The organism is Clostridium cibarium, assembly GCF_014836335.1.
Taxonomy (GTDB): Bacteria; Bacillota; Clostridia; order Clostridiales; family Clostridiaceae; genus Clostridium; species Clostridium cibarium.
Map to the genome: position 1 here is coordinate 44166 of NZ_JACSRA010000001.1, position 12783 is coordinate 56948.

At 30.6% G+C, this 12783-nt stretch carries 10 protein-coding genes; 2 read left to right on the top strand and 8 right to left on the bottom strand.

All coding sequences use genetic code 11. The features are described 5' to 3' along the window. Nucleotides 1-320 precede the first annotated feature (320 nt). The gene (locus H9661_RS00230) at nt 321-1661 is read left to right on the top strand and encodes a DUF2334 domain-containing protein (RefSeq protein WP_191767425.1); all 1341 of its coding nucleotides are present in this window, start codon (nt 321-323) and stop codon (nt 1659-1661) included. A 42-nt stretch (nt 1662-1703) separates the two neighbouring features. Here the strand turns inward: H9661_RS00230 and H9661_RS00235 are convergent, their stop codons facing one another. The 5 genes from H9661_RS00235 to H9661_RS00255 all read right to left on the bottom strand — a co-directional run bounded on the left by H9661_RS00235 (nt 1704) and on the right by H9661_RS00255 (nt 7347). Then, nucleotides 1704-2498 carry a Nif3-like dinuclear metal center hexameric protein gene (locus H9661_RS00235; RefSeq protein ID WP_143314671.1) on the bottom strand — a complete coding sequence of 265 codons (795 nt, stop codon included), beginning with the start codon at nt 2496-2498 and terminating at the stop codon, nt 1704-1706. Next, complete coding sequence (locus H9661_RS00240) at nt 2498-3199, bottom strand: tRNA (adenine(22)-N(1))-methyltransferase (protein WP_143314672.1); 702 nt, start codon at nt 3197-3199, stop codon at nt 2498-2500. The genes H9661_RS00235 and H9661_RS00240 overlap by 1 nt, the downstream gene beginning before the upstream one ends. A 60-nt stretch (nt 3200-3259) precedes the next feature. Beyond that, nucleotides 3260-4372: an RNA polymerase sigma factor RpoD gene (gene rpoD / locus H9661_RS00245; protein ID WP_143314673.1), complete on the bottom strand. Its 1113-nt coding sequence runs from the start codon at nt 4370-4372 to the stop codon at nt 3260-3262. Between the two features lie 7 nt (nt 4373-4379). After that, complete coding sequence (gene dnaG, locus H9661_RS00250; RefSeq protein WP_191767427.1) at nt 4380-6176, bottom strand: DNA primase; 1797 nt, start codon at nt 6174-6176, stop codon at nt 4380-4382. A gap of 142 nt (nt 6177-6318) precedes the next feature. After that, a complete protein-coding gene (locus H9661_RS00255) occupies nt 6319-7347 on the bottom strand; it encodes a deoxyguanosinetriphosphate triphosphohydrolase (protein ID WP_143314675.1) in 1029 nt (342 codons plus the stop codon). A gap of 184 nt (nt 7348-7531) precedes the next feature. Here H9661_RS00255 and H9661_RS00260 point away from each other — a divergent pair, with 184 nt between their 5' ends. Then, nucleotides 7532-8599, top strand: a complete 1068-nt coding sequence (locus tag H9661_RS00260) for a CotS family spore coat protein (protein WP_191767428.1) — start codon at nt 7532-7534, stop codon at nt 8597-8599. A 44-nt stretch (nt 8600-8643) separates the two neighbouring features. On the opposite strand, the gene ppdK is transcribed toward H9661_RS00260, so the two are convergent. The 3 genes from ppdK to H9661_RS00275 form a co-directional block, all read right to left on the bottom strand. After that, nucleotides 8644-11271 (bottom strand): pyruvate, phosphate dikinase, encoded by a 2628-nt coding sequence (gene ppdK, locus H9661_RS00265; RefSeq protein ID WP_191767430.1) that lies wholly within the window; start codon nt 11269-11271, stop codon nt 8644-8646. A gap of 75 nt (nt 11272-11346) precedes the next feature. Next, on the bottom strand, nt 11347-11982 hold the full coding sequence (ccpN, locus tag H9661_RS00270) for a transcriptional regulator CcpN (RefSeq protein ID WP_143314678.1): 636 nt from the start codon (nt 11980-11982) through the stop codon (nt 11347-11349). A 171-nt stretch (nt 11983-12153) separates the two neighbouring features. Then, a complete protein-coding gene (locus tag H9661_RS00275) occupies nt 12154-12780 on the bottom strand; it encodes a DUF4342 domain-containing protein (RefSeq protein WP_143314679.1) in 627 nt (208 codons plus the stop codon). Nucleotides 12781-12783: the final 3 nt, after the last annotated feature.

Sequence of the window (12783 nt, forward strand, 5' to 3'; positions counted from 1 at the left end):
CCCACATAGTAGCAATGTTGCCAACAAAGCAGCTAAAATTATACATTTGAACGGACTTATTATGGCAAAAATAGGCCATCTTAAGAATTTTTTAAATCCTTTATTAAATGAATTCTCACAATTATCTCTTAAATTACTAAAAGGATTTCTATACCTCTTACTAATATTAATCCCCCCATTTATATCGCTTATTAATTTCATACTACTATAATATTCATAGCTTTTATAAAATTGCTAATATTTGCCATATATTATTGCTTTATGTTTACTTTACATATATACTTAAAATAGTTATACAGCAGTAAACAGGGGGGATTTTCATGAAAAAAATTTTACTACTACTAACACTAATTTTAACCTTTTCATTATTTGGATGTAATTTATTTGGTAATAAATCGGAACCAACTTATCCTCAAGTGGATGATAGCGCAAAACTAGATTTCAGCAAACTACAAGATCTAGGTTTGCAAAAAGATGACATCAAATTAAATATTAATGGAAAAACTATAGAATTATCCACTCCAATTTATTTAGATAAAAACAGATATTATTTTTGTCTAAATGATTTAGTCGACAAACTTTCTGGAAGCTTAGAAAGAGAAGAAAAAGAATTAAAAATTAATCTTCTTGATAAATCCTTTAATATAAACTTGTCACAAAACACCCTTTCATTAAATTCAAATAACTATAAACTAAAAAAAGAATTAATTTCTCAAGACAAATTCTATTACATTTGCTTTTCTGATATCTCAAATATATTAAATATGTATACAAGATGGGATATCCAAAGCAAAACTATATTCTGCAAAACTGATGGATATACTGAAGATAATATAATTCCATACAAAAGCAAAATAGACCAAGTTGGATTTTTAAGGTTAGAAGATATAGATTTAACAACTCTTCCTTATGACAAAGATTTTCTAGATAAAATAAGAATTATAGGAAACTATCTCTATAAGAAAAATATTCCGTATCATATAGCATGGATTCCGAGGTTCGTTTCTCCTCCTAACCATATTGATATCGACCCAATGACAAGAAATGACTTTCAAAATGCAGAAATGATATTTACTTTAGATTATTTTACAATGCATAATGGATTAATAGGATTGCATGGATATACTCATCAAGCAGGAAATGAAGAATCTGCCTTAGGTGTTGAATTTGGCCACAAACAACCTTCAACAGATAACTTTAGAGAGAAAATAAAAAAGGCAATAGATACTGCAAAGCATTTAGATATTCCAATAGATTTCTTTGAGACACCACACTATCAAATTACACCAGAACAAAACAAAATAGCTGAAGAGTACTTTAAAATTTTATATTATCCTTTTGAAGATAAAGGCCGTAACGGAATAGATCTTACTAAACCACAACTAAGTCCTTACAATAAATCTTCATATTATATATCAACACCACTTGATTATATTCATGATAATAAAATTGAAAATTCCATTAATGTTATAAAAAATGCAGATATAAAGAAAATGGGAAGCCTTTTCTTCCATCCTCGATTAGATTTTTCATATATAACTTTATCTAATGACAATGGAATTCCAAGCTATACTTACAAAGATGATTCAGTCTTGAAAAGAGTTATAACAGCTTTAGAAAACAAGGGATTTAAGATGTCCAAAGTAACAGATATAAAATAAAAATAAGCCATAAAGATAAAAAATATCTTTATGGCTTATTTTTTATAGAAAACTATATGGATCTTTACTAACTTTAGAAGATATAAATTTAACATCATTAAATTTACTTTTTAACTTTTTCATAACATCTAAAAAAACAATCCATTCTGTTGAAAAATGTCCCGGATCTAATATAGTAACACCAAGTTCTTTGTAATCTAAAGCAAAATGATAAGAAGTATCTCCTGTAACTATACAATCAGCTCCCAACGCTAGAGCTTTACCAAAGAAATCTTGCCCACTTCCATTTATTATAGCTATTCTTTTAATACTTTTATTTGCTATTACACCTCTCATATTTTCGATATTTAAGGATTCTTTAATCTTTTTAATAAAAACTTCTACTGAAAGCTCTTCATTTAATTCTATAAATCTTCCTATTCCTGAATCCTCATATCCCTTTATTGAACTCTTTTCAATTAACGTGCTATGGCTAAACCCTAACATCTTCACTATCTTTTCATTTATTCCACCTTTTGCAGAATCTAAATTTGTATGACTTGAATATAGTGAAATATCACTTTTAATCAACTCTATTACCTTCCATCCTTGTAGGTCTTCCCTCACAATTCTATTCGGTTTCTTAAAGAATAATGGATGGTGAGTAATGATTAAATCTATCTGATTTTCTTTAGCCTCATTAATGACTTCTTTTGTACAATCCAAAGCCAAAAGCACTTTTTTAACTAATTTTTCTTCTTCCCCAACCATAAGTCCTATATTATCATAACTTTCTTTTAAAAATGGAGGAGCTATAATTTCCATCTCTTTAATTATATCTCTAACTTTTGTAGTCATTATTCTGAAACCTCCAACTTAAATCTTTGAATATAATCTAATTTATCACTTATCTCATCTTTTCTCTTTTTAGCTGACTCACTATCATCTTTGATAAATCTTAGTATCTTTTCATACTTTTCTTTCTTACTCTCTAAATAAGAATTCATTAGTTTATGTTTCTCCCTTAATAAAATTGGAGAAATCTCATAAAAAATAGGATTTAATTCTGTAAGCCCTACTGAATTAGATTTTTTAACCTTAAACAACTCATAATATATCCCTTCATCTAAGCACAAATCTTCTGCCAATATTTCATATCCATTAGTATACAAATATTCTCTAAGAACTTCTGGGTTTTGAGCTGGTTGAAGTATCATAAATTTATAAGATAATAGCTTGTTTTTATCTTTTTCAAGTATATCTCTAATTAAATTTCCACCCATTCCTGCAATAACCACAGAATCTACTTCTCCTTTTTTAACAGTCTCTAATCCTCCACCAAATCTAACCTCTACTTTATCTTCTACATTCTCTAAAACTACATTAAGCTTAGCTTTTTTTACCGGATCCTTATTTATATCTGATGCTATTGCCCTCTCACATAGCCCCTTTTTAACTGCATAAATAGGAATATATCCATGATCAGTCCCAACATCTATAATACTATTGCACTTATCTATATAATCAGCTATAAACATAAGTCTCTTACTTAATTCCATAAACACATAACTCCCCTTAGTATTAAAAAACATCTGTCATAAAACAGATGTTTTTATATATTAATCTAAATAATCTTTAAGTTTTTTACTTCTTGATGGATGTCTAAGTTTTCTTAAAGCTTTAGCTTCAATCTGTCTTATTCTTTCCCTAGTAACATTAAACTCTTTACCTACTTCTTCTAGAGTTCTTGCTCTTCCATCATCAAGCCCAAATCTAAGCCTTAAAACTTTTTCTTCTCTTGGAGTTAATGTATCCAATACATTAATTAATTGTTCCTTAAGCATAGTAAAGGCCGCTGCTTCAGCTGGTGCTGGTGCTTCATCATCAGGAATAAAATCTCCTAAATGGCTGTCTTCTTCTTCCCCTATTGGAGTTTCTAATGATACAGGCTCTTGAGCAATTTTTTGTATTTCTCTAACCTTTTCAACTGGTAAATCCATAACCTTTGATATTTCTTCTGGGAAAGGATCTCTTCCTAACTCCTGTAGTAACTGTCTTTGCACTCTAATAAGCTTATTTATTGTTTCAACCATATGAACTGGAATTCTAATAGTTCTCGCTTGGTCAGCAATAGCCCTTGTTATCGCTTGCCTAATCCACCAAGTAGCATATGTTGAAAATTTAAACCCTTTTCTATAATCAAACTTCTCTACTGCTTTTATAAGTCCTAAATTTCCTTCTTGTATTAAATCTAGGAACAGCATTCCTCTACCCACATATCTCTTTGCTATACTTACCACAAGTCTAAGATTCGCTTCTGCCAACTTCTTCTTAGCCTTCAAATCTCCATCTTCAATTCTTTCAGCAAGTTCTATTTCTTCCTCAGATGTTAGTAGTGGAACCTTCCCTATTTCCTTTAAGTACATTCTTACAGGATCATCTATAGCAATTCCTTCTGGAACAGATAAATCTATTTCTTCTTCTTCTTCCTCTTCTGCTCCATTTAAATCTCCGATGACCTCTATTCCCATTGATTCTAGCACCTCGTAGATTTTTTCAATTTGTTCAGTACCTAGTTCTATGTTCTCTATTTCATCCATTATTTCTTTATATGTTAAAGTGCCGCTCTTTTTACCTTTTTCAATTAAACTTTTTACTACGGACATCTTTGCATTCTTATCTTTATTACCATTATCTTTACTTGATGCCTTTGTCTTTGTTTCTTCTGCCATTTAATTGTTACCTCCTTTCGCTATGACCATTAGAACACCTCCGTACCTTTAACTCCTCTGTTAACTTTTTAAGTTCAACAGCAAGTTTTATTGATTCTTCAATCATACCCTTTTGTTCCAATTTCTTTTGCTCTTTTTTAAGACTTTCAATCCTCTCTTGTAGCTTAAATGATTTCACTTTATTAATATAATCTTCTATTAATTTTTCTGTATCTTGAGCTTCTAAAACCTCAATTTCTTTAATTTTTACCCATTCTTTTGAAGATTCAATATCATCACAACTATTTTCGACATAGGATAAAAGATTTTCAACTTTTTCTTCTCTTCCTCTACATAAAAAAGAAAATATCTTTTTATGGGCTTCTAAATTAAAATCTTCTATAGATAGAGTTTTAATTATAACCTCATAATATTCATCCTTAAACATTAACTTAATCAAAGATTTCTCTGCTTTTATATAACCTGGCTCTACATATAATTTTGTTCCAATTTCTTCCTTTTTATTCATAAAAGGCTCTTCTTTTATGTTTTTAGCCATTCTTAACAAATCATACAAAGATTGTTCTTTTAATCCTGTATCCTCTGATATTTTTTTTATGTATACGTCTTTCTCAACCGGATTCAAGTCAGCTAAAATATCAGTAACTCTCTCCCCATAAATAATAAGTGATTGTTCATCCTTAAAATTAATTCCTTCTTCCGCCCTCTTTAGCCTATAATTTATTAAAGGAACAGCATTATCAATTAATTTTAAAAATGCAGCTTTACCATTGGATCTGATAAATTCATCTGGATCTTTTCCTTTAGGAATAATAAGAACTCTAACATCAAACCCAGCGTCTCTCAAAATTTCAAGTCCTCTAAGAGTTGCTGTTTGCCCTGCCACATCTGCGTCATAAGAAATAATAACCTTATCAGCATATCTTTTTAACAGTCTTGCTTGGTTTACCGTTAAAGCAGTTCCTAAGGATGCAACTACGTTTGTAATTCCATATTGATGAAGGGATATGCAATCCATATATCCTTCTACAATTACAAAATATCTATCTTCCACTTTACTTTTAATGGCAAGATTTAATCCATATAAATTAGTACCCTTCCGAAAAACTAAAGTTTCTGGTGAATTTAAATATTTAGGTTTTGAATCATCTAAAACTCTTCCGCCAAACCCAATTACTCTCCCTTTTATATCAAAGACGGGAAATATGACTCTATTCCTAAACCTATCATAAATTGTATTCTTTTTTTCATTTCTTATAACCAAACCAGCTTCAAGCATTAACTCATCCTTGATTCCAATTCGTTTTAAATGATAGATTAAATTACTCCAGCTATCCTTAGCGTATCCTAATCCAAATTTTCTTATTGTAGATTCCTGAATTCCTCTATTTAAAAAATATTCTTTTGCTTTTTTATTAGCCATTAAATTATTAAAGAAAAACCTACCTGTTTCAACATTTACTTTAAACAGGAAATCTTTTTTTCTTGAAATATTGCTAGGCTCTCCATTACCTAAATCTAGAGGAACATTAACCCTTTCAGCTAAGAGCTTTATTGCTTCAATAAAGTTTAAGTTTCTTTGTTTCATTACAAAAGTAATGACATTTCCAGCTTCTCCACAAGAAAAGCATTTATATATCTGCTTATCCTGCGATACAGAGAATGAAGGAGACTTATCATTATGAAACGGACAAAGTCCCATGTAATTTCTTCCTGTTCTCTTAAGCTTAACTGATTCAGAAACTATATCTACAATATCATTTTCTTGTTTAACTTTTTCAATAATATCTTCTGAAATACGCAAGGAGTATTCTCCCTCCTTACAAAAAAATTTTTCACCAATTTTATATTATTCGACATGCTAGTTTAAAATCCTTCTTCAAATTAAATGATTTTTATTTCTACTCTATTATTTTCTCACATTCAAGGGTAAATTATTCTATAATTTAATATATTACCAATTTTGGTACATATACTTTGTTGAATAAATTCAAGCAATAATCATCACTCATTCCTGCTATGTAATCTGATACTCCACGTTCTCTACTTTCTACATTAGCAATATCAAAATAAAGTTTAGGCATCTGCTCTGGATATTTCATAAAATATTTTATTAATTGTTCTAAAACAAATTTTGCCTTCTTTCTTTCTTCTTTTAACTCATCACTTAAATAGACATTTTTGAACATAAAAGTTCTAAGTTCTCTCATTGCTTCCCCAATTTCTGAACTTAAACCAACTTCACGAATTCCATTATCTAAATTTTTTTTCGATGTTTTTATTAAATCCGATACTAAAGTATTTATTCTATCCGAATGAGAATGACCAAGCACATTACAAAGTTCCCTAGGCAAAATTTCTTCACTTAACAAACCAGCCCTTACAGAATCATCTATATCATGATTAATATATGCAATCTTATCACTATATTGAACTATTCTTCCCTCTAATGTTCTTGCACCTTTATTGTTACTACTAAGACCGCTGTGATTAAGTATTCCATCTATTACTTCTTCAGTAAGGTTAAGACCATTACCTTCCTTCTCTAATTTCGTTACAACTCTTACACTTTGTTCATTGTGTCTAAATCCTTGAGGCAAAAATTCATTTAAAACTTCTTCTCCATTATGTGCAAATGCAACATGCCCCAAATCATGCCCTAACGAAATAGCTTCTACAAGTGTTTCATTTAATCCAATTCCAACAGCTATAGTTCTTGCTACTTGGCTAACTTCTAACGTATGAGTTAATCTAGTTCTATAATGGTCTCCAAAGGTTTTTATATAAACTTGTGTTTTGTGTTTAAGCCTTCTGAAGGATTTTGAGTGAATTATTCTATCTCTATCAATCATATAACAGGTTCTAAAATTATCCACTTCTTCATCTATCTCTCTACCATTAGTCTGAGATGAAAAAGCAGCCTCTTTTATTAATGTCAACCTCTCAGAGCTTTCAATTTTTTCCCTTACGTTCATATATCATCACCTCTTTTTTATTATTCTATACTTATCTCCTAAATCCTTTATTTATTGCATGTAAATATTATTTGCATAAACATTAATTTTATATCTAAAAATATTAAAATTTTGAAAATCTCTATAGTATATTTAAGGAATTAAATTAATATCATAGTAATGAGTAATCTTTAAGGAGAATCAAATGAGTAGTATAGTGTGTAACCCAGACAAATCAGTCTTCTATGAAGAAAATATTTTAAAAAACATTTTACCATACTTTAATATCTTCGAAGCAAATGTTTCTATGGTAAAATTCAAAGATACTGATAAGCAAAGAGCAGTCTATAGAATAGATTTCAACTCCCATTCATACTGTCTAAAAAAAGTTTACTTTCCAGAGGAAGAACTTTTATACGTTTATTCTTCATTAGAATGGCTTTATAGAAATGACTTGAATGTTCCTAAACTTCTGCCCTCTTCTAATAATGGTAGATTTGTAGAGTATAATGATATGCTTTTCATACTTACTCCTTGGATTGAGGGTATAAAATGTAATTTTGATAAATTCAACGATGTAATTTCTTCTTCAATAGAACTAGCAAAACTACATAAATGTTCCCAGAACTTTACCCCTATTTACGGTAGCATAATCCGAACTGGATTTGATAATATATATATTTCAAATTCAAAACACTTTGAACAACTTCTACAAATCTCAAATTTGGCTTTTAAAATCCAAGACTCATTTTCAAAAAAATTTATTGATGATTTTGATGTTAACTTAGAATTATGTAAGATATCATTAGAACTCTCTTCAAATATAAATTCAAAAGATTTATCCATATCTTTATGTCACGGTGATTATGTAAATAAAAATATCATTTTTTCATCTGATAAAAAATTATGGATAATAGATTTTGACAAATGCAGATTAGACTATTGTGCTCATGATCTTTCTTACTTTATGAGAAGACTTTTAAAAAGAGAAAATACTAACTGGAACATCGACATAGCTATGTCAATTCTTAAAGCATATAACACTTATAAACCATTAACTAAGTCGGATATAAAGTATATAATATCTTATATTGCATTTCCACAAAAGTATTGGAAAATATCTAGAGATTATTATAAAAACATAAATAAATGTAGCAAAACATCTTTCCAAACCTTAATTAATAAAGCAAGTGCTAGAAATGAAAATCAACTTAATTTTATTAATTATATTACTAATAGATTGTCTAAAAACAATTGGACTCTAGGAAATTAAATAAAAATTCCTGCAATATATGATTTATTGCAGGAATTTTTTATTTATCTCTTATTTTTTACTTGTGCTTGAGCTGCTGCAAGTCTTGCTAAAGGAACTCTAAATGGTGAGCATGATACATAATCGAGTCCAACATTATGACAGAATTCAACTGATGATGGATCCCCTCCATGTTCTCCACATATTCCTAAATGAATATTAGGTCTAGTTGCTCTTCCTTTTTCAGTTGCTAATTTAACTAACTCTCCAACACCTGTTTGATCTAACTTAGCAAATGGATCTTGTTCATAAATTTTCTTTTCATAATATGCTCCTAAGAATTTAGCCGCATCATCTCTTGAGAAGCCAAAAGTCATTTGAGTTAAGTCATTTGTTCCAAATGAGAAGAACTCAGCTTCCTTAGCAATTTCATCTGCTGTAAGTGCTGCTCTTGGTATTTCAATCATAGTACCAACATGATATTCTAAATTAGCACCTTTTTCTTTCATTACTTCTTCAGCAGTTTTAACTACAACATCCTTAACATATTTTAATTCCTTAATCTCGCCTACTAATGGAATCATTATTTCAGGAATTACATTATATCCTTTTGAATTTCTAACTTCTATGGCAGCTTCTATTACAGCTCTGGTTTGCATTTCAGCTATCTCTGGATAAGATACAGCCAATCTACATCCTCTATGACCCATCATAGGATTAAATTCATGCAATCCTTCAACTGTAGCCTTTAAATCAGCAAATTCCAATCCCATCTCCTTAGCTAAAGCTTCTATATCTTCATCACTATGAGGTACAAACTCATGTAGAGGTGGATCTAAAAATCTAATTGTTGCTGGTTTTCCTTCTAAAGCTTCATAAATTTCTATAAAGTCTTGTCTTTGCATTGGAAGTATTTTATCTAACGCTTTTCTTCTTTCCTCTTCATTCTTGGAAACTATCATTTCCCTAACAGCCATTATTCTATCTTCAGCAAAGAACATATGCTCTGTTCTACATAATCCTATACCTTCAGCTCCAAATTCAACTGCTTGCTTTGTATCTCTTGGAGTATCTGCATTTGTTCTAACTTTTAACTTTCTAATTTCATCTGCCCACCCCATAAATGTAGCAAAGTGCCCTGATATTTCAGGTGAAACTGTTTTAACTTTTTCTACATACACGTTACCAGTTGAACCATCAATTGAAATATAATCATTTTCTCCGTAAGTCTTACCCCCTACAGTTAATGTTCTTTTAACCTCATCTACTTTAAGGTCTCCGCAACCTGCAACACAGCAAGTTCCCATTCCTCTAGCAACAACAGCAGCATGTGAAGTCATCCCACCTCTTACAGTTAAGATACCTTCTGCGGCTATCATCCCCTCAATGTCTTCAGGTGAAGTTTCAAGCCTTACTAAAACTACCTGTTCACCTTTTTCAGCTCTTTCTTTAGACTCCTCTGCTGTGAATGCTATTTTACCACAAGCAGCTCCTGGTGATGCAGGAAGTCCTTTTGCTGCTGGTACTGCTTTTTTAAGTTCTTCTTGATCAAAAGCAGGATGCAATAATGAGTCTAATTGCTTAGGTTCAACCTTTAGTATTGCTTCTTCCTTAGAAAGCATTTTTTCATCAACTAAATCTACAGCTATTTTTAAAGCAGCCTGAGCTGTTCTTTTACCATTTCTAGTTTGAAGGAAATATAGCTTACCTTCTTCTATAGTTATTTCCATGTCTTGCATATCTTTATAATGAGTCTCTAATGTATTTATAATATCAGTTAATTGTTTATATATAACTGGATCTTGCTCTTCTAATTGTGAAATTGGTTGTGGAGTTCTAATACCTGCAACAACATCTTCTCCTTGTGCATTCATTAAATATTCTCCATATATTTTCTTTTCTCCAGTTGCTGGATTTCTTGAGAATATAACTCCTGTTCCTGATGTTTCACCCTTATTACCAAATACCATCTGTTGTACATTTACAGCTGTTCCCCATTCTCCTGGTATATCATTAAGTCTTCTATACACTATTGCTCTTGGATTATCCCATGATCTAAATACAGCTGTAATAGATTCAACTAATTGAACCTTTGGATCTTGTGGAAATTCTTCTCCCTTTTCATTCTTATAAATCTTCTTAAACTCACCTACTAGCACCTTTAAATCTTCTGCTGTAAGTTCAGTATCAAATTCTACCCCTTTATTTTCCTTCATCGCATCTATTCTATTTTCAAACAACCTCTTTTCAATGCCCATAACAACATCTGAAAACATTTGAATGAATCTTCTGTATGAGTCATATGCAAATCTTGGGTTGTTTGTAAGTTTAGCCATAGCTTCCACAGCTTCATCATTTAGCCCTAGATTTAAAATTGTATCCATCATACCTGGCATTGATACTCTTGCTCCTGATCTTACTGATACAAGTAAAGGGTTTGTAGTACTACCAAATTCCTTTCCTGATAACTTTTCAAGTTCTTTAACACTTGTTGTTATTTGTTCCATAACATCAGATGATATCTTTTTACCATCTTCATAATACTTATTACATGCTTCTGTAGTAACAGTAAATCCTGTTGGAACTGGAATTCCTAGGTTAGTCATTTCTGCTAAATTTGCTCCCTTACCTCCTAGTAAATTTCTCATGCTTGCATTTCCTTCACTAAAAAGGTAAACGTACTTTCTCTCCATCTCAATACTCCTCCGTTCAATACAAATTAGATATATACTAACAGAACTATTGCGCTCCGGTAGTTGCACCTTATGTTACTCGCTCTTACCCATTTTCACGAATAACCTTGTGATATTGGTTTTTGAAACCTTCCCTATAATTTTATATTGATCCTTTTCCCCATCTAACTTCAGGGTTTCAACTATTGGTATACTGTCAATCTCATGTTCTATAATTTTTTTTGCCATCTCATATGCACTATCTTCTGAATTTCCACATATTATATTAGGCATTCTTGTCATAATTATTCCTACTGGAACTTTATGAATATCAGTACCACCAATTGAAATTTTCAAAAAATCTTTTCTAGATACAGCTCCTACTAAAAAACCATTATTCTCAACAAAAACAGTCCCGACATCATTTAAAAACAAGTATACGATTGCATCATAAACCATAGTGTTTTCGCTGATAATAGATGGTTTTGACATTATTTCAGATACCTTTATATCATTGATATAATCAAAAAGCATGCTGCTTTTAGGCTTGTCAGAATAAACATATCCTACTTTGGGCCTTGCATCTAATATTCCTATCATAGTAAGAATAGCTAAATCTGCTCTTAGCGCAGCTCTAGTAACCCCCAATTTTTCAGCTAAAGCTTCACTTGTGACAGGCTGTCCTTCCTTAACTAACTTTATTATCTCTTCTTGCCTATCTGACAATTTCATACAATCCCTCTTTTCAGAGAAAATTTGGGAATATAAAAACCAAATTGTTTTAATTTCTCACTACAGTATAATTATACCACTTTATACCTTTTTGACTATACCTAATTTTCAGAAAAATCAAACAAATTATTTCAATATTCCTAAATTAACTCACATTTATAACATTTTATCCTATTTTTCTTTATTTTCGTTATCTTTGTCATCTTCAAAATTAACTGTATAACTATAGACAGTTTCGTTTCCGTAATATTCCTTTTCCTCGTTTGAATTTTTCTTTGCAGAAACATCTTCCTTTACTTCATTGAACTTATTTTTAATAGCATCTGCAAATTCATTTGCCTTTTCCTTCACTTCATCTGCAGCTTTAGTTACATATTTATTTACTACTTCCACAGATCCATCAACTTTTGTAATTTCTATAGTGATTTTTGTAGCAACTGCAGCTATTACCCCGAAAGCTAATATAGATGGCATAATTATAGCTATTACACTTACAGCAATTCCTGCATTTACAGGAACATCTGCTAAAACATTGTCGTCTTTTTTGATTTTTATTCTAGCTACATTACCTTTTCTGATAAGTTCCTTTAACCATACTTTAAATTCTTCTATACTTTGTCCGTTATCATCTTCCATTTCTTCTGAAAAACTACCATCAGCTTTATTTTCATTTTCGATGTATATTATTGCATCTAATACATCGCCCTCACTAAACTCTAACGCTTCTTTAGCCTTAGCATAGCTAACTCCAGTTCTTTCTTTTACCTTATCAACATTTTCCAACGTAATTTTTTCCATATA

Excerpts from the sequence above, each read along its gene's own strand:
- rpoD (WP_143314673.1), bottom strand. The coding sequence starts at position 4,372 with ATGGCAGAAGAAACAAAGACAAAGGCATCAAGTAAAGATAATGGTAAT.
- ccpN (WP_143314678.1), bottom strand. The coding sequence starts at position 11,982 with ATGAAATTGTCAGATAGGCAAGAAGAGATAATAAAGTTAGTTAAGGAA.
- H9661_RS00255 (WP_143314675.1), bottom strand. The coding sequence starts at position 7,347 with ATGAACGTAAGGGAAAAAATTGAAAGCTCTGAGAGGTTGACATTAATA.
- H9661_RS00240 (WP_143314672.1), bottom strand. The coding sequence starts at position 3,199 with ATGGAATTAAGTAAGAGACTTATGTTTATAGCTGATTATATAGATAAG.
- H9661_RS00235 (WP_143314671.1), bottom strand. The coding sequence starts at position 2,498 with ATGACTACAAAAGTTAGAGATATAATTAAAGAGATGGAAATTATAGCT.
- H9661_RS00260 (WP_191767428.1), top strand. The coding sequence starts at position 7,532 with ATGAGTAGTATAGTGTGTAACCCAGACAAATCAGTCTTCTATGAAGAA.
- H9661_RS00230 (WP_191767425.1), top strand. The coding sequence starts at position 321 with ATGAAAAAAATTTTACTACTACTAACACTAATTTTAACCTTTTCATTA.
- H9661_RS00275 (WP_143314679.1), bottom strand. The coding sequence starts at position 12,780 with ATGGAAAAAATTACGTTGGAAAATGTTGATAAGGTAAAAGAAAGAACT.
- ppdK (WP_191767430.1), bottom strand. The coding sequence starts at position 11,271 with ATGGAGAGAAAGTACGTTTACCTTTTTAGTGAAGGAAATGCAAGCATG.